Source organism: Neisseria sp. HMSC061B04 (genome assembly GCF_001836705.1).
In the GTDB taxonomy this organism is placed as follows: Bacteria; Pseudomonadota; Gammaproteobacteria; order Burkholderiales; family Neisseriaceae; genus Neisseria.
This window is the reverse complement of the sequence record NZ_KV830184.1, coordinates 23,076-46,054: the sequence shown is the minus strand read 5'-3', so window position 1 is coordinate 46,054 and position 22,979 is coordinate 23,076. Positions and strand designations below refer to the sequence as shown.

At 48.3% G+C, this 22,979-nt stretch carries 22 protein-coding genes and 1 tRNA gene; 5 read left to right on the top strand and 18 right to left on the bottom strand.

The window, feature by feature from the left end:
• Positions 1–58: 58 nt before the first annotated feature.
• Both HMPREF2661_RS04325 and HMPREF2661_RS04320 read left to right on the top strand, forming a co-directional pair.
• Complete coding sequence (locus HMPREF2661_RS04325; protein ID WP_070822463.1) at positions 59–340, top strand: hypothetical protein; 282 nt, start codon at positions 59–61, stop codon at positions 338–340.
• Positions 341–342: 2 nt separating this feature from the next.
• A complete protein-coding gene (locus tag HMPREF2661_RS04320; protein WP_084824305.1) occupies positions 343–1,581 on the top strand; it encodes a GIY-YIG nuclease family protein in 1,239 nt (412 codons plus the stop codon).
• 162 nt (positions 1,582–1,743) lie between these two features.
• On the opposite strand, the gene sucD is transcribed toward HMPREF2661_RS04320, so the two are convergent.
• The 12 genes from sucD to sdhC form a co-directional block, all read right to left on the bottom strand.
• Entirely contained in the window at positions 1,744–2,634 is an 891-nt protein-coding gene (gene sucD / locus HMPREF2661_RS04315; protein ID WP_070822461.1) for a succinate--CoA ligase subunit alpha, read from the bottom strand.
• Positions 2,635–2,644: 10 nt separating this feature from the next.
• Positions 2,645–3,865, bottom strand: coding sequence for an ADP-forming succinate--CoA ligase subunit beta (gene sucC / locus HMPREF2661_RS04310; protein WP_307818390.1), 1,221 nt, complete (start codon positions 3,863–3,865; stop codon positions 2,645–2,647).
• A 17-nt stretch (positions 3,866–3,882) separates the two neighbouring features.
• Positions 3,883–4,170: a hypothetical protein gene (locus tag HMPREF2661_RS04305; RefSeq protein WP_002242554.1), complete on the bottom strand. Its 288-nt coding sequence runs from the start codon at positions 4,168–4,170 to the stop codon at positions 3,883–3,885.
• 124 nt (positions 4,171–4,294) lie between these two features.
• Positions 4,295–5,728, bottom strand: coding sequence for a dihydrolipoyl dehydrogenase (gene lpdA, locus HMPREF2661_RS04300; RefSeq protein ID WP_070822459.1), 1,434 nt, complete (start codon positions 5,726–5,728; stop codon positions 4,295–4,297).
• Positions 5,729–5,988: 260 nt separating this feature from the next.
• Positions 5,989–7,170 carry a 2-oxoglutarate dehydrogenase complex dihydrolipoyllysine-residue succinyltransferase gene (odhB, locus tag HMPREF2661_RS04295; RefSeq protein ID WP_070822457.1) on the bottom strand — a complete coding sequence of 394 codons (1,182 nt, stop codon included), beginning with the start codon at positions 7,168–7,170 and terminating at the stop codon, positions 5,989–5,991.
• A gap of 99 nt (positions 7,171–7,269) precedes the next feature.
• Positions 7,270–10,098 (bottom strand): 2-oxoglutarate dehydrogenase E1 component, encoded by a 2,829-nt coding sequence (locus HMPREF2661_RS04290; RefSeq protein ID WP_070822455.1) that lies wholly within the window; start codon positions 10,096–10,098, stop codon positions 7,270–7,272.
• 210 nt (positions 10,099–10,308) lie between these two features.
• Positions 10,309–11,592 (bottom strand): citrate synthase, encoded by a 1,284-nt coding sequence (gene gltA / locus HMPREF2661_RS04285; protein ID WP_049360134.1) that lies wholly within the window; start codon positions 11,590–11,592, stop codon positions 10,309–10,311.
• Positions 11,593–11,715: 123 nt separating this feature from the next.
• Positions 11,716–11,964: an FAD assembly factor SdhE gene (locus HMPREF2661_RS04280; RefSeq protein ID WP_003678830.1), complete on the bottom strand. Its 249-nt coding sequence runs from the start codon at positions 11,962–11,964 to the stop codon at positions 11,716–11,718.
• Between the two features lie 3 nt (positions 11,965–11,967).
• Positions 11,968–12,675: a succinate dehydrogenase iron-sulfur subunit gene (locus HMPREF2661_RS04275; RefSeq protein ID WP_003678833.1), complete on the bottom strand. Its 708-nt coding sequence runs from the start codon at positions 12,673–12,675 to the stop codon at positions 11,968–11,970.
• Positions 12,676–12,794: 119 nt separating this feature from the next.
• Positions 12,795–14,558, bottom strand: a complete 1,764-nt coding sequence (gene sdhA / locus HMPREF2661_RS04270) for a succinate dehydrogenase flavoprotein subunit (RefSeq protein WP_049323835.1) — start codon at positions 14,556–14,558, stop codon at positions 12,795–12,797.
• A gap of 2 nt (positions 14,559–14,560) precedes the next feature.
• The gene (sdhD, locus tag HMPREF2661_RS04265) at positions 14,561–14,902 is read right to left on the bottom strand and encodes a succinate dehydrogenase, hydrophobic membrane anchor protein (RefSeq protein WP_049323834.1); all 342 of its coding nucleotides are present in this window, start codon (positions 14,900–14,902) and stop codon (positions 14,561–14,563) included.
• Positions 14,896–15,273, bottom strand: coding sequence for a succinate dehydrogenase, cytochrome b556 subunit (gene sdhC / locus HMPREF2661_RS04260; RefSeq protein WP_003678839.1), 378 nt, complete (start codon positions 15,271–15,273; stop codon positions 14,896–14,898). Before sdhC ends, sdhD begins: the two co-directional genes overlap by 7 nt.
• Positions 15,274–15,736: 463 nt before the next feature.
• Between sdhC and HMPREF2661_RS04255 the strand changes: the two genes are divergently transcribed.
• The gene (locus tag HMPREF2661_RS04255) at positions 15,737–16,120 is read left to right on the top strand and encodes a YkvA family protein (protein WP_049323833.1); all 384 of its coding nucleotides are present in this window, start codon (positions 15,737–15,739) and stop codon (positions 16,118–16,120) included.
• Positions 16,121–16,203: 83 nt separating this feature from the next.
• Here the strand turns inward: HMPREF2661_RS04255 and HMPREF2661_RS04250 are convergent, their stop codons facing one another.
• From HMPREF2661_RS04250 to dapF, 4 genes are all read right to left on the bottom strand, one after another.
• Complete coding sequence (locus HMPREF2661_RS04250) at positions 16,204–16,713, bottom strand: membrane lipoprotein lipid attachment site-containing protein (protein WP_003745587.1); 510 nt, start codon at positions 16,711–16,713, stop codon at positions 16,204–16,206.
• 146 nt (positions 16,714–16,859) lie between these two features.
• On the bottom strand, positions 16,860–17,792 hold the full coding sequence (cysK, locus tag HMPREF2661_RS04245) for a cysteine synthase A (protein WP_107832096.1): 933 nt from the start codon (positions 17,790–17,792) through the stop codon (positions 16,860–16,862).
• Between the two features lie 106 nt (positions 17,793–17,898).
• Positions 17,899–18,501, bottom strand: coding sequence for a hypothetical protein (locus HMPREF2661_RS04240; RefSeq protein WP_049323831.1), 603 nt, complete (start codon positions 18,499–18,501; stop codon positions 17,899–17,901).
• Positions 18,498–19,349, bottom strand: coding sequence for a diaminopimelate epimerase (gene dapF, locus HMPREF2661_RS04235; protein ID WP_049323830.1), 852 nt, complete (start codon positions 19,347–19,349; stop codon positions 18,498–18,500). The genes HMPREF2661_RS04240 and dapF overlap by 4 nt, the downstream gene beginning before the upstream one ends.
• A gap of 180 nt (positions 19,350–19,529) precedes the next feature.
• Here dapF and HMPREF2661_RS04230 point away from each other — a divergent pair, with 180 nt between their 5' ends.
• The gene (locus tag HMPREF2661_RS04230) at positions 19,530–20,021 is read left to right on the top strand and encodes a hypothetical protein (RefSeq protein WP_049323829.1); all 492 of its coding nucleotides are present in this window, start codon (positions 19,530–19,532) and stop codon (positions 20,019–20,021) included.
• A gap of 138 nt (positions 20,022–20,159) precedes the next feature.
• A tRNA-Asn gene (locus HMPREF2661_RS04225) sits at positions 20,160–20,235 on the top strand.
• A 147-nt stretch (positions 20,236–20,382) separates the two neighbouring features.
• Here HMPREF2661_RS04225 and HMPREF2661_RS04220 read toward each other — a convergent pair.
• Positions 20,383–20,718 (bottom strand): YbaB/EbfC family nucleoid-associated protein, encoded by a 336-nt coding sequence (locus HMPREF2661_RS04220; RefSeq protein ID WP_003678854.1) that lies wholly within the window; start codon positions 20,716–20,718, stop codon positions 20,383–20,385.
• A gap of 89 nt (positions 20,719–20,807) precedes the next feature.
• Positions 20,808–22,811, bottom strand: coding sequence for a DNA polymerase III subunit gamma/tau (gene dnaX, locus HMPREF2661_RS04215; RefSeq protein ID WP_049323828.1), 2,004 nt, complete (start codon positions 22,809–22,811; stop codon positions 20,808–20,810).
• Between the last annotated feature and the right edge of the window lie 168 nt (positions 22,812–22,979).

Here is a 22,979-nt window from a genome sequence, read left to right as displayed (position 1 = left end):
CTAGCATAACTGCTAATCTACGTCAGCCCCAAAATTTATCAATGTAGATAGGTTGAATGTGGATTTAATCCGCGAAGTCAATCCTTTCAGGGACGCATATGAAGTCTTGTCCAAAAATGTGGACGCGCCGCTCTTGAAAGCGATTCAGGATTATGTGCAGGCAGACCGCATCCAAATGACGGAAGATGAGGCCGCTATGCTGTGGCCGCGTATCAATGAATTTGTCCGCACCAACAATCGGATGCCTGACAAGGATTCAGACGACCCCTTGGAAAAACGCATGGGCGAGGCCTTAATCTATATCCGCAACAAAAAAGCGGAACACATGGCAAGGGGCTGAATATGTTGCTAAAAGGTATGCGCGTTGATTCTAAAATCAACAGTTTGGACGATATTTTCAATCATGACGATTTAGGCCTGCTTGCCGATGTCAAACCGATTGCAGCCAAAGCCGATGCCGATGCAATGGTTTTACAAACATTCGGCGAAGTCGAAGCGTTTTTCAGACGGCATGGACGTTTACCGAATAAAGACGGTAATTTGGCTGAGAAAATTTTAGACAGGAAATGGCAAGCCTTGCTGAACAACAAACAGCATAGTGAAACCCTCCGACAATACGATACGCTCAATCTGCTGAGGCCGTCTGAAAAAACGGAATGCTGCAAAGCTGAAAATGTGGTTACGCTGGAAGACATCTTCAACAATGACGATTTGAACCTGCTCGACGTGGGCAATACGGATATTTTCAGGATAGAACACATCCAGCAGCGGACGATAAATGGTGCTCCCTATACGGACGAAGACAATGCGGTACGGCAACCCTGTGCGGACTTTTGGCGGTTTGAAGCTTGGTTCAAACAAATCCACCATATGCTCAAACACGGTAAAGCCCATTTTGAACGCCTCAAAACTGAAACCTTCCTTCAGCCGGGCGATGTGTTCCTATTGCACGGGGCTTTGTGTTACGTCGCTGATTTTGCAGAGACGGAAGACAGGAAAAGTACAAGGGGAAACAGACGGTTACGCGTTATTTATGAAAACGGGACGGAATCTAACATCTTGACCCGTTCGCTCGCTCGCGCTGTCTATAAAGATGAAAACGGTAAAAAAGTCATGCTGTCCGATACCGAAGCCCTGCCGGATATTTTGACTGCCGATAATCAACCGGATTTGGTAACAGGACACCTTTACATCGTCAAACTGCTTCAACCCAAACCGCAGCTTGCCGCCTATAAAAATCTCTATAAAATAGGCTTCACTACGGATACGGTAGAAACCAGAATCGCTAATTCGGAAAACGATACTGCTTTCTTGGAAAGCAAAGTTGTCCCTGTATTGTCTTTTGAATGCCGCAATATCAATCCGCATACGTTCGAGCGTTTATTGCATGCCTTCTTTGCTGCACAAAAACTGAATATCCGCCTGATGGGAAAAAACGGGAAAAGTTACATTCCCAACGAATGGTTTGATGTCAGATTGGATGTCATTGAACAAGCCGCCGAATATATTGTCAACGGTACAATTAACCAATACAGAATGGACAACACAACTGGGAAAATTGTTCAAAAACTGACGAATTAAAACAGTTTAACAATTAGGGGATTCTATCCTTATGCCCTTTCGGCATTGTCCTTACCAATATTGGTTTAATTTGCAGCAATTCTTATTGCCATTTATCCCTCAAATTAAAGGCCGTCTGAAAACTTCAGACGGCCTCTGCAATTCAGCTTAAAGACTTAAGTCTTATGCCAAACCTTTTGCTTTCAACACTTCCAGCATGGTAGTGCCCAATTCGGCAGGGCTGCGGGTGTAGGCGATGCCGGCTTTTTCGAAAGCGGCGAATTTTTCTTCGGCAGTACCTTTACCACCGGAGATAATCGCACCTGCGTGGCCCATACGTTTGCCTTTAGGAGCGGTAACACCAGCAATGTAACCTACAACAGGTTTGGTTACGTTGGATTGGATGTATTCGGCTGCTTCTTCTTCCGCAGCACCACCGATTTCACCGATCATGATGATGGCGTCGGTATCTGGGTCTTCTTGGAAGAGTTTCAGTGCGTCGATTTGGTTCATACCAGGAATCGGGTCGCCGCCGATACCGATACAGGTTGATTGACCCAAGCCCAGTTTGGTAGTTTGTGCCACGGCTTCGTAAGTCAATGTACCGGAACGGGAAATGATACCGATGCGGCCAGGTTGGTGGATGTGGCCCGGCATAATACCGATTTTGCACTCGCCCGGAGTAATCACGCCCGGGCAGTTAGGGCCGACCAAGCGGGTACCGTTGCCGTTGGTTTCCAGATAGCGTTTGGCTTTGAGCATGTCCAAAGTAGGCACGCCTTCGGTAATCACAACGACCAAGCCTACGCCGGAATCAACGGCTTCAACGATAGAATCCAATACAAACGGAGCGGGAACGTAAATTACAGATGCGTCCGCGCCGGTTTCTTTAACGGCTTCTTTCATGGTGTTGAACACAGGCAGGTCCAGGTGGGTTTGACCGCCTTTACCCGGGGTAACGCCGCCGACAACTTTAGTGCCGTAAGCCAGAGCTTGTTCGGAGTGGAAAGTACCGTTTTTACCGGTGAAACCTTGAACCAATACTTTGGTGTCTTTATTAATCAATACGCTCATTCTTTTCTCCTTAGGCGTTTACGGCTGCAACAATTTTTTCGGCTGCGTCATTCAGGCCGTCTGCAGAAGTCAGTTTCAGACCTGATTCGTTCAGGATTTTCGCGCCGAGTTCGGCGTTGTTACCTTCCAAACGAACAACGACAGGAACGTTGACGTTGATTTCTTTAACGGCTGCCACGATGGCTTCCGCAATCATGTCGCAACGTACGATACCGCCGAAGATGTTGATCAATACGCCTTTAACGGATTTGTCTTCCAGAATCAGTTTGAACGCTTCAACCACGCGGTCTTTGGTTGCGCCGCCGCCAACGTCCAAGAAGTTGGCAGGTTGGCCGCCTTTGAGTTTGATGATGTCCATAGTGGCCATCGCCAAACCGGCACCGTTAACCATACAGCCGATGTTGCCTTCCAGGGCAACATAGTTCAGGTCGAATTCGGAAGCTTTCAGCTCACGTTCGTTTTCTTGAGATTTGTCGCGCAAAGCGGCAATTTTCGGCAGGCGGTAGAGCGCGTTGCTGTCGATACCGATTTTGCCGTCCACACAGGCCAAGTCGCCGTTTTCACGGACTGCCAATGGATTTACTTCAAACAGGGCGAAGTCGTTTTCGACAAACGCTTTGTACGCGCCGGTCATCAGTTTGACGAACTCGTTGATTTGTTTGTCTTTCAAGCCCAGTTGGAAGGCAACTTCGCGAGCTTGGCAAGGTTGCAGGCCGACCAGCGGATCAACGGTTACTTTGAAGATTTTTTCTGGAGTTTCGGCAGCAACTTTTTCGATTTCCACGCCGCCTTCGGTAGAAGCCATGAATGTAACGCGGCGGGTAGAACGGTCAACCACTGCGCCCAAGTACAGCTCGGTTTGAACCGGATACATGTCTTCGCAAACCAAAACGCTGTTGACAGGTTGGCCGTTGGCATCGGTTTGATAAGTTACCAAGTTGGTGCCAATCAGGCTTTCAGCCACTTCTTTAGCTTCTTCGCGGCTTTTAACGACTTTTACGCCGCCCGCTTTACCGCGGCCGCCGGCGTGTACTTGTGCTTTGACAACAGCGAATTTGCCGCCCAATTTGTCGTAAGCTGCAGCGGCTTCTTCGCCGTTGTGTGCCAAAATACCGCCTTGTACGGGCAAACCGTAGCTAGCCAGCAGTTCTTTAGCCTGATACTCGTGTAAATTCATGGATTTCTCCTTAAGGTGAGTGGGTTTTAGGAATCGCCCTGCGGCCAATCCCATATTTTCAGACGGCCCTACTATTTACTGAAGGGCAACCACATCCGCGCCAGCAGATACATGGTTGCGCCGCCTCCCCCGAGAATAAAAAAGACAATGCCTTTTTTACGCGAATTCGGGCAGAGCAGATAAACGGCAAGGCTGAAACTGATAAACAACAATGCCACGCGCCAAACCAATTCTTTATCTTTGAAACGGTTGAGCGTATAAGTTTCGGTCATCATCACATACATCTGCCACAATGCGGCCATACACATGCTGATGATGCCCGCCGGTATAAAGAAAATACCGACTATTTCTTTGTTCATAATGAATGTAAATGCTGTGTGTTTGTCTGACGGAATTATAAATCAGAAAACGAAGCTATCGAAACATTCAATTTGTCGAAGGCCTTAAGGCCGTCTGAAAAATTTCAGACGGCCTTAATGTCTATCAACCGTGCAAAGCGCGTTTGTCGGCCGCCAAGGCAGCTTCGTGAACCACTTCGGACAAGGTTGGGTGGGCATGGATGATGCGGGCGATGTCTTCGCTGCTGGCGAAGAATTCGAGCGCAGTCACGCCTTCGGTAACCAATTCGCTGACAACCGGGCCAATCATGTGTACGCCCAAGATGCGGTCGGTTTTGGCATCTGCCAATACTTTAACCGTGCCTTTGGCTTTGCCCATGGCCAATGCGCGACCGTTTGCACCGAAACCTGAAGTACCTTTTTTGTACTCCACACCTTCGGCTTTGAGTTGCTCTTCGGTTTTACCCACCCAAGCGATTTCAGGGTCGGTGTAAATCACGAACGGTACGTTGTTGAAGTCGATATGCGGTTTTTGACCGGCAATGCGCTCTGCAACGGCTACGCCTTCGTCGCTGGCTTTGTGTGCCAACATCGGGCCGCGAACCACGTCGCCGATTGCCCATACGTTAGGCAGGTTGGTACGGCATTCGCCGTCCACTTTGATAAAGCCGCGTTCGTCTTTTTCCAAGCCGACGGCTTCGGCGTTCAGACCTTTAGTGTTTGGAATACGGCCGATAGCGACGATGAGTTTGTCGAAGACTTCGGTTTTAGCTTCGCCTGCGGCAGTTTGATAGGCAACGGACACGCCTTTGCCTTCAGATTTGATGTCGCCGATTTTCACGCCCAGTTCGATGTTCAAACCTTGCTCTTTGGTAAAGTATTTGAAGGCTTCTTTGGCGATTTGTTGGTCTGCGGCAGCCAGGAAGGTCGGCGCGGCTTCAAGAATAGTAACTTCCGCACCCACGCGGTTCCATACGGAACCCATTTCCAAACCAATCACGCCGGAACCGATCACGCCGAGTTTGGCAGGCACTTCGGTCAGGTTTAATGCGCCTTCGTTGTCCAATACGTTTACATTGTCGATGGCGACTTGCGGCAGCGGACGCGGTACGGAACCGGTCGCTACGATGACGTGTTTGGCTTCGATAACGGTTTTCTCGCCTTTGTTATCGACTTCGATTTGGTAAGCATCGCCGTTTTTACCGGCAAAGGAAGCAGTACCAAACAGGCTGGTTACTTTGTTTTTTTGGAACAGGAATTTCACGCCACCGGTCAGTTTGGTCACGATGGCATCTTTGCGCTCAATCATTTTGGCCGCGTCGAATTTTACGTCGCCGACAGTGATACCGTGTTCGGCAAACTCGTGTTGCGCTGCGTGGAAATGTTCGCTGGATTGCAACAGGGCTTTGGAAGGAATACAGCCTACGTTCAAGCAAGTACCGCCTAAGGCAGGGGCATCGCCAGCTTTGTTGACGCCTGCATCGACGCACGCGGTTTTGAAACCCAGTTGCGCGGCACGGATGGCGGCAACGTATCCGCCCGGGCCTGCACCAATCACTACTACATCATATTGAGACATCATGTCATCCTTTGCTTTTGGCAGTATCTCAAAATAAAAACGATACTTTTTTGTTTCTTTTTTATTTTGAATGACTGCGTTTTGATGGTTTTAAGAAAAGGCCGTCTGAAAGTCCATATCTGCCGATTCATTCGAATCAAATGTTTCAGACGGCCTCAATCGTTCGTTGAGCCTATTGTAGCACGATACTACATTACGCTACATCTAAATAAAAATTCAGACGGCCTTTTCATTAATAAATAAAAGGCCGTCTGAAACGATTACAGATCCAACAACAGGCGTGCAGGGTCTTCCAACGCGTCTTTAATGGCTACCAAAGTCAATACAGCTTCGCGGCCGTCAATGATACGGTGGTCGTAAGACAGAGCCAGATACATCATTGGACGGACAACAACTTGGCCGTTTTCAACCACAGCGCGCTCTTTAGTGGCGTGCATACCCAAAATCGCAGATTGAGGCGGGTTGATGATCGGGGTAGACATCATAGAACCGAAAGTACCGCCGTTGGTAATACTGAATGTACCACCGGTCAGATCTTCGATAGCAATTTTGCCGTCTTTGGCTTTTTTCGCGTAATCAACAATTGCTTGTTCGATGTCGGCAATGCTCATTTGGTCGGCATCGCGCAAGATAGGCACAACCAAACCGCGTGGGCTGCCAATCGCGATACCGATGTCGAAGTAGCCGTGGTACACGATGTCTTTGCCGTCAACAGAAGCATTCACAACCGGATATTTTTTCAGGGCGGCAACCGCGGCTTTAACGAAGAAGGACATGAAGCCCAGTTTTACGCCGTGTTCTTTCTCGAATTTTTCTTTGTACTTCGCACGCAAGTCCATGATTGGTTTCATGTTGACTTCGTTGAATGTAGTCAGAATGGCGTTTTCTTGTTGAGAAGCCAAGAGGCGTTCTGCAACACGGGCACGCAAGCGGCTCATTGGTACGCGTTCTTCAGGACGTGCGCCGGCAGGAAGTGCAACGGCAGGAGCAGCGGCTGCGGCAGGTTTGGCAGCGGCATTTTGTACGTCTTCTTTCAAGACGCGACCGTCACGGCCGGAGCCTTGCAATGCGTTCACGTCGACACCGGTCTCGGCAGCCAGTTTGGCAGCGGCAGGCATAGCGGCGTTGTTTTGTGCGGCAGCTGGAGCAGCGGCTGGGGCAGCTTCGGCAGGCGCGGCGGCAGGTGCTTCAGCGGCGGCAGAGGCAGCTGTATCGATACGTGCCAAAACTTGGTCGGCAACAACGGTTTCACCGTCTTGCGCTACGATTTCAACCAATACGCCGGCTTGTGGAGAAGGTACTTCCAAAACCACTTTGTCAGTTTCGATATCGATCAGGATTTCGTCACGGGCAACTGCTTCGCCAACTTTTTTCTTCCATTCCAAGAGCGTGCCTTCAGATACGCTTTCAGACAGCATAGGTACTTTTACATCAATAATCATTTTGTGTCTCCAATGGCCCTTTCAGACGGCCTGTTGTGTGTTTTTAATTCTGCATATGGGCATTCCGCCTGAACAATTTCAAACGGAATGCCACCAGGCTTACAACGCCAAAGCGTCTTCAACCAATTGTTTCAATTGAGCAATGTGTTTGCTTGAGTAGCCCACTGCAGGCGATGCGCTGCTTGGACGACCGGCATAAGACAGTTTTTGCTCTTCGCTGATAACACCTTCGATACGGTGGCGGATTTGGTAGAACGCGCCTTGGTTTTTCGGCTCTTCTTGCGCCCAAACCACAGATTTTGCGTTCGGATATTTCGCCAGTTCAGCTTTAACCTCTTCGTATGGGAACGGATACAGCTGCTCAACGCGGACAATAGCAACATCATCTTCCAGTTTACGCTCGGCACGGCCAGCTTCCAAGTCATAGTAAACCTGACCGGCACACAATACTACGCGTTTCACGCTGTCGTTGCTTGCGCGTTCGGCAGTATCGCCGATAACCGGACGGAAAGTCGAACCTTCGGTGAAGTTTTCCAGCGGGCTCATTGCACCTTTGAAGCGCAACAGGCGTTTGGACATGAAAATCACCAGCGGTTTGCGGTATGAACCCAAAACTTGGCGTTGCAAGAGGTGGAACATTTGCGACGCTTCAGACGGCATGATGACTTGCATATTGTTCTCAGAACACAGTTGCAACCAACGTTCTACGCGTGCAGAAGAGTGCTCGGGGCCTTGACCGTCGTAGCCGTGCGGCAGAATGGTAGTCAGACCGCACAAACGACCCCATTTGGTTTCGCCTGAAGAGAGGAATTGGTCGATAGTTACTTGTGCGCCGTTGGCGAAGTCACCGAATTGCGCTTCCCAAATGGTCAGCTTGTCAGGAGCGGAGCAGGCAAAGCCGTACTCGAACGCCATCACGGCTTCTTCGTTCAAGATAGAGTCGATAACCAGGAACTCGCCCAAGCCTTCGCCCATGTTGCGCAGAGGAACATAAGTACCGTCGTCCCATTTTTCGCGTTTTTGATCGTGCAGAACGGCATGACGGTGTGAGAATGTACCGCGGCCGGAGTCCTCACCGGAGATACGCACGCCATGACCTTTGGTCAGCAGGCTTGCGTATGCGAGGGTTTCGGCCATGCCCCAGTCGATAGGCTGTTTGCCGGATGCCATGGCTTTACGCGCTTCGATCACACGTTTTGCAGTCGGATGCAGGGCAAAGCCTTCCGGTACGGCGGTGAATTTCTCGGTAAGACGCTCGATGTCGGCGGCAGGCAAACCGGTTTCGATTTTTTCGCGCCAATCTTTGCCTTGGTATTTGCTCCAGTCGATTTGTGTGCGTTGGAAGTTGCTCAGCGTTGTTTGTTCAACATGTTCGCCTTTGTCCAAAGCATCACGGTAGGCTTGGATGTAACCATCAGCCTCAGCTTGGGTGACCACGCCTTCGGCAATCAGTTGCTCGGTGTACAAAGCACGCGTACCTGGGTGTTGCGATACTTTTTTGTACATCATCGGTTGGGTCAAGGTCGGATCATCGCCCTCGTTGTGGCCCCATTTACGGTAGCAGACAACGTCGACCACGATGTCTTTATGGAATTTTTTGCGGTAATCCAAAGCGGCTTGGATGGCAAAGCAAACGCGTTCAGGATCATCGCCGTTCACATGGATAACCGGAGCGGAAACCATTTTTGCGATATCGGTACAGTGTACGGTTGAACGGGTATCGCGGGTATCGGAAGTGGTAAAGCCGATTTGGTTGTTGATCACGATGTGAACAGTACCGCCGGTGGTATAACCGCGTGTTTTAGACAGGTTGAATGTCGCTTGGTTAACACCCAAACCGATAAATGCGGAGTCACCGTGAATCAATACCGGCAAGACTTTATCGCGGCCGTTTTCGCCCAAACGTTTTTGTTTGGCGCGCGCAGAACCTTCCACTACCGGGTTAACAATTTCCAAGTGTGACGGGTTGAATGCCAAAGAAACGTGCATCGGGCCATGCGGAGTAGCGATGTCGGAGCTGAAGCCCATGTGGTATTTCACGTCGCCGCTAGGCAATTTGATTTCGGCACGGCCTTCAAATTCGGCAAACAGATCAGCCGGTTTTTTGCCCAAGATGTTAACCAAAACATTCAGACGGCCACGGTGTGCCATACCGATGATGACTTCTTCCACGCCGTCTTTACCGGCGTTTTGAATCAGGTAGTTCAAACCGGCAATCGCGCTTTCACCACCTTCGACACCGAAACGTTTTTGACCGACATATTTGGTATGCAGATAACGTTCCAAAGTTTCGGCGGCAGTCATTTCTTTCAAAATGCGGCGTTTTTGATCGGCATTGTAATGCGGTGTGGACAATACGCTTTCAAAATAATTGCGCACCCAACGACGCTCTTCAGTATTGGGAATATAGATATATTCCAATGCGATGTGGCCGCAGTAGGTTTGTTTTAAATTGCTGATGATTTGGGAAAGGGGCAATTTACCTTGACCGGAAAAGTCGCCCTCGCCCATATTGAATTGAAGCGCCATGTCGGCATCAGACAGACCGTGGAATTTAGGGTCGAGTGCTTCGATGTTTTGAGGAGGAATACGTTTGAGCGGATCAAGTTGAGCCGCACCCACGCCTTGAATACGATAGGCAGAAATCAGTCGCAAAACGCTGACTTGCTTTTTCATCATTGCCTCATCCACACCGCCTGCAACAGCAGATGCAATTTTCTTTTTAGCCAAAGTGGCAAATGATTCACGAATCGGTGTGTGGGCAACATCGACAGCGACTGCGCCCGGCTGTTTACTCAAATCTGTAAAATACTGTTTCCATTTTTCATCGACAGATTCCGGGTTTTCCAGAAACTTTTCATACAACTCCTCGATGTATGGCGCATTAGAACCAAACAGATAAGAGAAATTGAGTTTTTCGTCCATCATGGCGTGAGCTCTTTTCTTTAAAATATAAACAAAGGGTAGAATCCCGTGTTCTCCGAACGGAATTCAGGCCGTCTGAAATGACACTTTATTCTACCCTATTTTAAATCAAATTACCTGTTATCAACTTAATTAATTACGGGTCAACCTCATTGAAAACAACAATTCGATTTTTTCAAACGACTTTTCAACAATATATTAATATATTGTCTGTTAGCGCTTATCTACCGGAACATAATCACGACGTTCCGCACCGGTATACAGTTGACGTGGGCGGCCGATTTTCAGTGTCGGATCGCTAATCATTTCATGCCAATGTGAAATCCAGCCTACACTGCGGGACAACGCAAAGATAACGGTAAACATTTCGGTCGGAATACCTAACGCGGACAAGACGATGCCGGAGTAGAAATCGACGTTTGGATACAGTTTGCGTTCGACAAAGAATGGGTCTTTCAGTGCAATTTGTTCCAATTCCATCGCCAGCTTGAATTTCGGACTGTCTTCCAAGCCCAACTCTTTCAAGACTTCATAGCAGGTTTCGCGCATGATGCTGGCGCGCGGGTCCATATTGCGGTATACGCGGTGACCGAAGCCCATCAGACGGTATTTGCGTTGTTTCACACCTTCCATGTATGCGGCAACATTAGACACATCACCGATTTCGTCCAGCATCTTCAACACAGCTTCGTTTGCACCGCCGTGTGAAGCACCCCACAGGCAAGCGATACCGGCTGCGATGCAGGCAAACGGGTTCGCGCCGGAAGAACCGGCCAAACGTACGGTTGAAGTTGACGCATTTTGCTCGTGATCGGCATGCAAAATAAAGATGCGGTCGAGCGCGCGGGCCAATACTGGATTAGGTTTGTATTCTTCACACGGTGTGGCAAACATCATGTGCAAGAAGTTTTCAGCATAGGAAAGGTTATTTTTAGGATAATTGAACGGCAGACCGTTGGAATAACGGTAACACATTGCCGCAATGGTCGGAATTTTGGAGATTAAGCGATAAATCGCGATTTTGCGGTGTTCAGGATTGGTAATATCCAAGCTGTCTTGATAGAACGCAGACAGCGCGCCAACCACACCCACCATCATCGCCATCGGATGCGCATCACGGCGGAAACCGCGGAAGAACCAAGTCAACTGTTCATGCACCATAGTATGGTGGCTGACTGTGGCATCAAATTCTTTTTTCTGTTCGGGCGTAGGCAGCTCGCCGTAGATCAACAGGTAGCAAACTTCCAAGTAATCGGATTTTTCGGCCAGCTGCTCGATAGGATAACCACGGTAATACAACAGACCTTTATCGCCGTCAATATAAGTAATTTTGGATTCGCAACTTGCAGTGGACACGAATCCCGGGTCAAATGAAAACAGACCTGTATTTTTTGTCAACGCACGGATGTCAACCACATCATGGCCGATACTTGCTTCCAATACTGGCAGCTCCAAAGCCTCTTGATTTGGGGTGGTGAGCTTGACTGATTTAGACATTCTTAAACTCCTTTGTAGGTTGGGGCTTTCGTTGCCGTCTAAACGGCACGGTCTTTTTTTCAGACGGCCTCCGTATGGAAAGAGCTTGTTCGGATCGGTATCGCAAACAAGCTCTATAACACATCATGCCTGTCTGATTTTTTCAAGCATGGGAATCAGGTGCTTCTTGTCCGTCGCCGAATGTCCGTTAATCAAGGCAAGCAATTCTTGGTCTTGAAATTCGAGGATTTCGGAAAATTCGGACAATTCCTGATCACTCAGGTGCTCGAATTCTTTTTCCATGAACCTGCCGAAGATTAAATCTAATTCCAATAATCCCCGGCGGGTTTGAAAACGGATTTTCCGTTTGGCAATATCGTCAAAAACCATCATTTCTTAAACGGCTCGTTTCAACATAATCTCTTTAATCTTACCGATGGCTCGGGTCGGATTCAAGTGTTTAGGACATACGTCTACGCAGTTCATAATGGTGTGGCAGCGGAACAAACGGTATGGGTCGTTCAAATTATCCAAACGCTCATTAGTAATGGTATCGCGGCTGTCCGCAATGAAGCGGTAAGCATTCAGCAAACCGGACGGACCGACGAATTTATCAGGATTCCACCAGAATGACGGGCAGGCAGTCGAGCAGCAGGCACACAAAATACATTCGTACAAACCGTCCAACTCTTTACGCTCTTCCTGAGTTTGCAAACGCTCTTTGTCTGCATCAATCGGATTGTCGTTGACAACATAAGGTTTGATGGAATGGTATTGTTTGAAGAATTGGGTCATGTCCACAATCAGGTCGCGGATAACAGGCAGGCCCGGCAGAGGACGGATTTTGACCGGCTGTTTCAGGCTGCGCAAATCGGTCAAACATGCCAAGCCGTTTTTGCCGTTGATGTTCATACCGTCAGAACCGCAAATACCTTCGCGGCAAGAACGGCGGAAAGACAATGTATCGTCTTGTGCTTTCAGGCGCACCAAAGCGTCCAAAAGTTTAACGTCGGTTGGTTCCAATTCCAACTCGTAACGTTGCATATAAGGCTTGGCATCAACGTCCGGGTTGTAACGGTAAATTTCAAAACTCATTTTTTCCATGAGAAGTGTTCCTTTTCTCATAAACTGCCCAATGATTTTGTATTATGGATTCAGGCAGTTCAATGTGGGTATGGTTAGGTTTCAGACGGCCTCCAAGATAAAGGCCGTCTGAAAACTCATCAATAAACGCGTTTGGCCGGTTTGATGTATTCCACGCTCAAAGGCTTGGTATGTACCGGTTTGTAAGACAAAGTATTGGTATCTGAATAATACAGGGTATGTTTCATCCAGTTTTCGTCATCGCGCTCAGGATGGTCGTCTGAAGCGTGTGCACCACGCGATTCTTTACGCGCTTCGGCAGACACCAAAGTCGCTTTCGCTACTTCAATCAGATTATCCAATTCCAAAGCTTCGATACGCGCAGTATTCCACACTTTGCTCTTGTCTTTAATTTCAGTACGTTTCACGCGCTCGGCAATCGCCATGATTTCTCGAACGCCTTTGCTCAGAATCTCATCAGTACGGAACACACCGGCGTGCAGTTGTACGGAGCGTTGCAGTTCGCGACGCAATGCATCAACGTTTTCACCACCGGTTTGATTATCCAAACGCTCGATACGTTGGCGGGTCAATTCACCGGCATTAGCAGGCAGAGGTTTCCAGTCGCTTTGCTCTTTGATGAATTTAATCATACTGTCGCCGGCAGCTTTACCGAATACCACCAAGTCCAACAGGGAGTTAGTACCCAAGCGGTTCGCACCATGTACGGAAGCACAAGCGCACTCACCTGCCGCATACAGACCTTTTACAGGTACTTCGTAATCTTCACCTTGCGGAACAACAACTTCGCCATGGTAGTTGGTCGGAATACCGCCCATCATGTAGTGGGTAGTCGGCACGACAGGAATCGGGTCTTTAATTGGGTCGATACCGGCAAACTGAATGGAAATCTCGCGGATGCCCGGCAGTTTTTCCATAATTTTTTCTGCACCGATATGGTCGATTTTCAGCAATACGTGGTCTTTGTTTTTACCGCAACCGCGGCCTTCGTAGATTTCCATCGCCATCGCACGGGAAACCACGTCACGGGAAGCCAAGTCTTTTACGGTTGGTGCGTAACGTTCCATAAAGCGTTCGCCATCAGCATTCAACAGAATACCGCCCTCACCGCGCACACCCTCGGTAATCAATACACCGGCACCGGCTACACCAGTCGGGTGGAATTGCCAGAATTCCATGTCTTCCAACGGAATACCTGCACGTGCACAAATACCCAAACCATCACCGGTATTCATATAAGCATTGGTTGAAGACGCATAAATACGGCCGCCACCACCGGTAGCAAACATCACAGCTTTAGCGTGGAAAATATAAACTTCGCCGGTTTCCATTTCCATGGCAGTTACACCGACTACGTCGCCATTTTCATCACGAATCAAATCTTGCGCTGTCCATTCCACAAAGAATTGTGTATTGGCACGGACGTTTTGTTGGTACAAAGTATGCAACATCGCATGACCGGTACGGTCGGCAACCGCACATGCACGTTCTACCGCACGTTTACCGTGTTCGGCAGTATGACCACCGAAAGGACGTTGGTAAATTTTACCGCTTTCTACGCGGTCAAAAGGCATACCCATGTGTTCCAATTCAATCACTGCCTCAGGCGCGGCGCGACACATAAACTCAATCGCATCTTGGTCGCCCAGCCAGTCGGAACCTTTCACGGTATCGTACATGTGCCAATCCCAACGGTCTTCCTGCACATTACCCAATGAAGCAGAAATACCGCCCTGAGCCGCCACGGTATGAGAACGGGTTGGGAACACTTTAGACAAAACAGCACAATTCAGGCCGGATTTAGACAATTGTAGGGCTGCGCGTAAACCTGCACCACCACCGCCAACAATCACGGCATCAAACTTGCGAACAGGAAAACTCATATTTACCCCCAAATTACTTTAACTGAATACACCAAGCAGCCTACCAACCAAACGATGGTGGCAACTTGTAAAAACAAACGCACGCCGAAAGGCTTAATGTAGTCCATCCACAAATCACGGATACCTACCCATGCATGCAGGAATACGGCCAAGAAGCTCACTTGAGTAAATACTTTCACCCAAGTCTGACCAAAAAATGCCTGCCATGCCGAATATTCTTTAGGCAAAGTAAACAAAACAACCAAAAGAACCACGGTATACACCAGCATGATGACCGCAGTTGCACGTTGCATTGCCCAATCGCGCAAACCGTAATGCGCACCTGTCAATTTACGTTCTACCATAACAAAGCTCCCAAAACGACGGTCAGAATCAAAGCAGAAGCAAATACAACTTTAGCAGTAGCACGGGCAGTATTTAATTCCAAGCCTTTATGCACATCCAAAAACAGAAAGCGGATACCGGCTAAAAAGTGGTGCAGATATGCCCACAACAGACCGATAAGGATCAGCTTCACAAACGGATTGGAAATAGCAGAACGATATGCTTCAAACGACGCTTCGCGATCCAGCGTTCCAGAGAAGAAATACAAGAGAACAGGCAGCATCACAAACAAGCCGACGCCGCTGATACGGTGAAGAATAGATACAATCCCCGGTATGGGCAATCGGATATTCGGAATTTCCAAAAATACCGGGCGTGATTTGGCGGACATGGTCAGTTCCTCTAGATTTATTATCAGCTCAAAACCTATAGCTCAGCACTACAATAAGCTACATAAACCATAATTTACCTGTTTTATCTCATTTTGAACAGTGCAATTTATGAATGCTCTAATGATTTTTACCAAAAGACTAATAAAATCAAACAATCATTCTTAGATTTTTTTTTTGCGTGGCTAGCCTTTTTTGTTACTTTCCTGCAATTAAGCCATCTCCCCATAAAAGCACTTACGATAACATCATTATTGTTTGAGAATTGTATCTATTGTGAGATAAATTCTCACTCTTGATACCTAATCTTTACAAAGGCATAAGCTATTCTTAACTTATTACCATTGCATTATCATCACTACTCTTACATAGTTATACATTCAAAGACATTTCATCCATCTCTAGATGGACTAAAATACAGCACAACACCAACCATGTTTCCATACCTTAAAAGGAAGCTCAATCATGGCCCACTCCCCTCATCAAAACACACCCGATCCGGAAGACTACATCCCCTCCTTCCGCCGTCGAAATTTAGACACATCCGGCTTCATGAAAAAACTCGGACGCTTTGCCGGCCGCTTGGGCAAACCTGTCGTCCGCCAGCTTTATGCGCTTTATTATCTCTGGGAATCCGAACATACACCCAAACGGGCAAAAATGATTATTGTCGGCGCACTGGCTTACTTCCTCAGCCCTATCGACAGCATTCCCGACCTTCTGATTCCATTTGGCTTTAGTGATGACATTGCTGTCATTGCGTTGGTTTATTCTCAGATGAAAAACTATCTGACCGAAGATATTCAAGAAAAAGCCCGTCAAGCGGCTGACAAGCTGTTTGGTTCTTAATTGGATGAAGTTCGACTACACATATATAAATATAAGAACAAGGCCGTCTGAATATTCAGACGGCCTTCTCAATTGAGAATTTTTTATTTCAAAGGCTGCATACCCATAACTTCCATCAAGAAGTTGGTAAACGCAGGATTGCTTGGCTTGGTATCCATGTTTTTCCAGCGTTGTTGCCAACCGCGCAAAGCACCTTGGATGTACTGTTTGGATTGCTCGGTAGTAATCTCACCACGTTGGCTGTCAACGGCGGAACGCAGATAGACTTCATACATACTGTCATCAACGGAGTTGCGTCCCACTTGTTGGATACGGAAGCGATTCAAATATTGGGCGGCCTGAACTTTGGTCAGGTTGCCTTGGCTCACTTGGGTACTCAAGCGACGTGCTTCATCATGAATCTTGGAAACATCTGCCCAATGCGAAGGAGCCAAATGATAACCGCTGGCTGAAACTTGTGAATCAGCCTTAGGCTTTTTGACGTTGGTTGGTCGAACTGGCACTTCTTTCAAAGTCGGAACATAAATCGATTCACAACCGGCAAGTGCCGCCACAGCAAGGATAGGAAGAATGTATTTTTTCATAATGCGCATTATAAGCATGATTCGTTGAAGAAACCAACTTTTGAATAACGGTATTCAAAGCTCATTAACTGAATTACAACAGATTTCATACGATATCTCAAGCCCATACGCAAAAAAGGCCGTCTGAAAACGGCCTTTTAACCACAATCCTATATTTATGCCAAATCGGCAAAAAGCGGCGTAGAAAGATAGCGTTCGCCATATGATGGCAACAAGACAACGATCAGCTTGCCTTCGTTTTCAGTTTTTTTGGCCAGTTGCAATGCGCTCCATACTGCGGCACCTGAAGAAATACCCACCAAAATGCCTTCTTTTTCGGCCATAGCGCGCGCAGTTTCAAATGCTGCATCGTTAGGCACTTTGACAATGCTGTCGTAAACAGTCGTATTCAAAACGCTGGGGATAAAGCCTGCGCCCAAACCTTGAATCGGATGCGGGCCTTTCTCACCACCGCTCAATACTGGAGAAGCTTCAGGCTCGACAGCCACGATTTGAACTTCGGGTTTGTATTTTTTCAACACTTCGCCCACGCCGGTAATCGTACCGCCCGTACCCACACCGGCCACAAAAATATCCACTTTACCGTCTGTATCGCGCCAAATTTCTTCGGCAGTGGTTTTACGGTGAACTTCAGGATTGGCCTCGTTATCAAATTGGCGCGGCATGAAATAAGTGCCCGGATGTTCGTCCACTAAAGATTGGGCTTTGGCGATAGCGCCTGCCATGCCTTCGGCAGCTGGGGTCAAAATCAATTCTGCACCAAACGCACGCAGCAGCATTTTGCGTTCTTTACTCATGCTTTCAGGCATGGTGATGGCCAATTTATACCCCCGGGCCGCGCACACCATGGCCAAACCGATGCCGGTATTGCCACTAGTTGCCTCGACGATAACGGTATCTTTATTGATTTTACCGGCTTGCTCGGCCGCTTCAATCATAGATTCGGCAATACGGTCTTTCACGCTGCTGCCCGGATTAAAGAATTCAAGTTTAACGGCGATTTGCGCTTTTAAACCTTCGGTCAGGCGGTTCAGTTTCACCAGAGGTGTGTTGCCGATCAGCTCGGTAATATTATTTGCAATTTTCATTTCCTGCTCCTGATTTAGATGTAATACAGCCTGCATATTAAACTCAGGCCGTCTGAAAAACCAATATCGAAAATTTCTTTCTTTATAACTTTTGATTCAAGCGCGGTCAATATCCACTGCGCTCAAAAATCAATGCAACGGCAACCACAGCCTGCATCACGACGGCAACCGTCCAGCCTGCCCACATCTGCCGCATACTGAAAAGAGAGGCAGACTGCTTGCAAACAACCACTCTGTGCAGATAAAACACCAGCATCAGGACGCCCTGCAATGCAAACCAATAAATGGGTTTCAAAGCATAAATTTTCAGCAAGGCCGCCCATGCAAAAACCGAGCCTGCCAGCGGCAAGATGAAATAAACCGCGACAGCCAAGAAAACAAAAGCCAAAGTCATGACGACATTGGAAACGGCAAATAAGGTCAAACCGGCATATTCGCCTGCCGACCAAAACTTTCTGTCTTCCGTTTTACTGCAGTCATCAATAAAGAAGAAAATACTGGCGATTGTCAGATAAAAATGAGGGATGAACAAAGGGCCTGTATGCGTAAAGCCCCACATTCCAGGCAACAAGCGCGCGCCCAGTGCCGAAATCCCCAGCCACAACAACACCGCAGCCCAAAGCCATTGAAACCGCTGCGCGCGAAAAATAAATGCCAACGATACCGCAGCATACGCAATGGCAAACCAAAAATCCAAAGAAACCATCATGAATACTGCAACTCGCCTTCAAAAACGGTTTCAGCAGGGCCGGTCATTTGCACATCACCCCCTTCTTCCCAACTGATAAACAGTTCGCCTCCAGGCAGAGTAACACGCACAGGCGCACCCGCTTTCAGCAGGCCATTGCGCACGCCGGCCACCACGGCCGCACACGCTCCAGTGCCGCAAGCCTGAGTTTCCCCCACCCCGCGCTCAAACACACGCAACCGGACGGACAACTCATCTTCAATCTGCATAAAACCGACATTGACCCGTTCAGGAAACTGCTCGTGCGATTCAATGGCACCGCCCCAATGCTCCACCGGCGCAGCCTCAACATCATCAACCAAAATCACCGCATGAGGATTACCCATATTCACGCAGCTTACCGGCACAGATTCCAAACCGACCAAGACAATATGTGTCAGCGCATCTTCCGTTTCACCATGCGCAGGCACAAACGGAATTTCAGACGGCATGAAACGCGGCTTACCCATATTGACGGTAACCAAACCATTATCCAACAGCTTCGGCACAATAATCCCTTTGGCCGTTTCAACCAAAATTTCCGTTTTATCCGTCAAACCCTTATCCGCGACAAAACGCGCAAAACAACGCGCACCATTGCCACATTGCTCTACTTCCCGACCATCCGCATTGAAAATACGATACCGAAAATCGACCGCATCAGAAGAAGGCTTCTCCACTACCAAAAACTGATCGAACCCCACGCCGCGATAGCGGTCTGCCCATTGGGCCAGCGGCGCAGCCAACGGATCAAAGTCCTGTTCGATGGCATTGACCACCATAAAATCATTGCCCAAGCCGTGCATCTTCGTAAATTTTAAAGTTTTCATTATTCATTCACATTCTTATTAAATCATTATTCCGGCACATTCTACACCAGAATGATATATCCGTTTCTATCTTGTTTTTCAGACGGCCTTGCGCCCTTTTACCAATACTAACACCAGCCACCCCGCAAAAATACTATACTTCCAACATTACAAACATTTCTTATTACAAGGATACACATTATGAAAAAAGTTCTCTTACCTGCCCTTTTGGCCGCTTCACTCAGTGCATGTACAGTCGGCACGCCCGGCGTTTCCATCGGCTTAGGCGTCGGCACCGGCATCGGCCGCCATGTCGGCTTGGGCACATCCATCAACATCCCTGTAGGCTTGGACAAAACCAAAACCACCAAAGGCACGGATTCAGACGGCATCCGTATCTCAGAAGAACAAATCGTGACCTATTTTGATGCACACGGCACACCCAGCAACAGCGCAGTCAAAGGCGGCTTCCATCGCCAACTGATCAGCAAACGCAACAACGAATACGTCGTCCAAGACTTTTACAGCGACAACAGCCAAAAACGCACGGACCCCTACGTCCTCAGCCGCAACCAGCTGATGCAGTTCCGCGCTACGCCAAGCAACGGCTCGCTGACCACTTACGCCTACAACGGCACCGTGATGCAGCAGCAAGTGTTCCAAAACGGCAAATTGGTTAACGCCAAATACTAAAGGCCGTCTGAAACGGCTGGAAGCCTGTGAAACTTGATTACAAAATATTTTTAACATTCAAACATTTGAAATATTTTGTACCATTTTCTTGAAAATATGGATTGACACATTTTTTCCAGCCATTATAATACGCCCCATTCCCCGATAGCTCAGTCGGTAGAGCGACGGACTGTTAATCCGCAGGTCCCTGGTTCGAGCCCAGGTCGGGGAGCCAAATTTAAAAAGCCTGAACTTCTGTTCAGGCTTTTTTATATCAATAAAGAACGATTGTTCTTTCCCAAAGAAAGCCCTGAATCCTCATAATAAAAAAGGCCGTCTGAAACCCAAATCTGGCTTCAGACGGCCTTTTATTGATTTTAAATCAACGGAAGAAATCTCCCATGCCTGCAGGCAGGCCTTGGGTGAATGCGCCCATGGTTTTATTGGTGGTTTCTTCGGCTTTTTCAGAAGCGGCATTGATGGCGGCCAATACCAAATCTTCCAGCATTTCTTTATCGTCAGCAGCCTCTTGAATCAAATCAGGGCTGATTTCAAGTTTGCGGACAACGTGGGAACAGGTCATCACGACTTTCACCAAACCATTGCCTGCTTCACCTTCAACTTCGGTTTCAGCCAGCTTGGCTTGTGCCTTTTTCATGTTTTCCTGCATTTGTTGGGCCTGTTTCATCAGGCCGCCTAATCCGGCTTTTCCAAACATATTTTACTCCTATGGGTTTGAATAAATGGGTTTTACTCATGCTGTCTGAAAACGCTATTGCCTTTCAGACGGCCTTGTATATCAGTATGTTAAGAATGTCCTGCCAACTCTAAAGAATCCGGCAGCCATTGTGCTTCAAAGGTTTGCAAGATTTTCTGCGCCGTTGTATCCGCTTCCAGCAAATCTTGCGCCTGCTGCCGCCCTTCTTCTTGAATACGTTTACGGCGCATCACCGGCGTTTCCCAGCCTTTATCATCCTGCCAAGGCTCGGTTTGCAGCCTTAAATTGCCAAGATGATAGGCCTCGCTCAACGTCTGGCAGATTTTATCCAAGCGCTCTTTATTGGCCGTGGCTTTGGCCTCATCCGTCAACGACAGCATGATTAAACCTGCTTCCGCATCATAACTCGTCCATGCCGCATTTTGCGCCAACATCTGCGCCGCGCCTAATTTACGGGCGAAGCGTTCGATAATGCTGTGCCAATTCTCTGTTTTAAACTCAGGCAAAGGAGCGAACTGAAGCTCTTCTTCATCTCCCTCCTCTTCTTCAGATTCAGCAGACACAACCGGCTGCGGTACTTCCATCACATCAGCACGATGCGAATCTTCATATACATATGCTTCATCAAAATACGGAGGCGGAATTTCCTCATCCATGTGCGGATATTCTTCCGGCTCAGGGGCCGTCTGAACTTGTGCAACAGGCAATGGCTCCGCTGCTTCTTGTATCTGCGCCGCTTGAATTTGAGGCGGTTCAGCCGATACTTGGCTCGGTATGTCTTCCCAAGGCGGTACATCCGCCTGTTGTTGCCGAACAGGCTGAACGGTTTCTTCAGACGGCCTTTCAACGGTATCCTGTTTGCTCGGAACAGCCTCTTTCTCAACCGCCGGTGCTGCTATCGGCTCAGATTTCGGCAGCTGAAAAGGCTTTTTTTCGGCCTCAGCTTTCTGATGATCGGAATGCAAATCCGTGTGTTCAATCTGACTTTGCGTATCGCAACCCGAAGCGGCCAATGGCGCAAATGCAAGCATGCGCAAAAGCGTCATGACAAAACCGGCATACTCGTCCGGAGCCAGCGGCAAATCCTGTTTGCCATGAATAGCACATTGATAATAAAGCTGAATCTGCTCGCCACTCAAGGCCTGACTTAAACGAAGCAAGGTTTCACGTTCAGGGTCGTCATTTGCCAAGGCGGAAGGAATGGTTTGAATCAAAGCCAAACGTTGCAACAGCATGGCCAACTCTGCCAATGCGCTGTCAAAACCAATCGCTCTGGCGGACATTTCCTGAGCCTTTTCCAGCAAGGCCTCACCGTTTTGATTAATGATTCCTTCAAGCAATTCAAACAAGTATTGTTTATCGACCGCTCCGATCATTTGGCGGACATCTTGTTCGGCCACTTTACCCGAACCCATGGCAATCGCCTGATCCAAAAGGCTCAACGCATCGCGCATCGAGCCGGAGGCAGCACGCCCTAAAAGCTGCAAGGCCTGCGGCTGATAAGGAACGTTTTCACGATCCAAAACATGTGCCAAATGCTCGGCAACCTGTTGAGTCGTCATGTTGCGCAAAACAAACTGCAAACAGCGGCTCAATACGGTAATGGGGACTTTGTGCGGATCGGTGGTCGCCAAAATGAATTTAACGTGTTCGGGCGGCTCTTCCAAAGTCTTCAGCATGGCATTGAACGCGCTTTTGGAAAGCATATGCACTTCGTCGATGATATAGACTTTGTATTTACCCGCAGTCGGCGCGTATTGCGCGTTTTCCAACACTTCGCGGATATTGTCGATACCGGTATTCGATGCCGCGTCGATTTCCAATAAATCCACATAACGGCCACTGTCGATTTGCGTACAGCTCTCACACTGACCGCACGGCTCGCCATGCACGGCATTTTCGCAGTTTAAGCTCTTGGCCAAAATCCTGGCAATCGTGGTCTTACCCACACCGCGCGTTCCTGTCAGCAGATAGGCATGGTGCAGACGGCCTTCGTCCAGCGCGTTGCGCAGGGCTTTGACGACGTGTTCCTGACCGACCAAATCGGCAAAGGTTTTCGGACGCCATTTTCGTGCAAGAACTTGATAAGCCATGTTGTTTCTCTACGGGAAATAAATCGGAAGGCCGTCTGAAAAGAATGATCTGCTCTTCAGACGACCTCAGAAAATGGCATATATTCTAGCATTTTTTTGATTTTTATTAAGGATTTTCTATCAAGGCTACGGCGACAGCATGTTATTGCAATGTTAGAATGCTACATA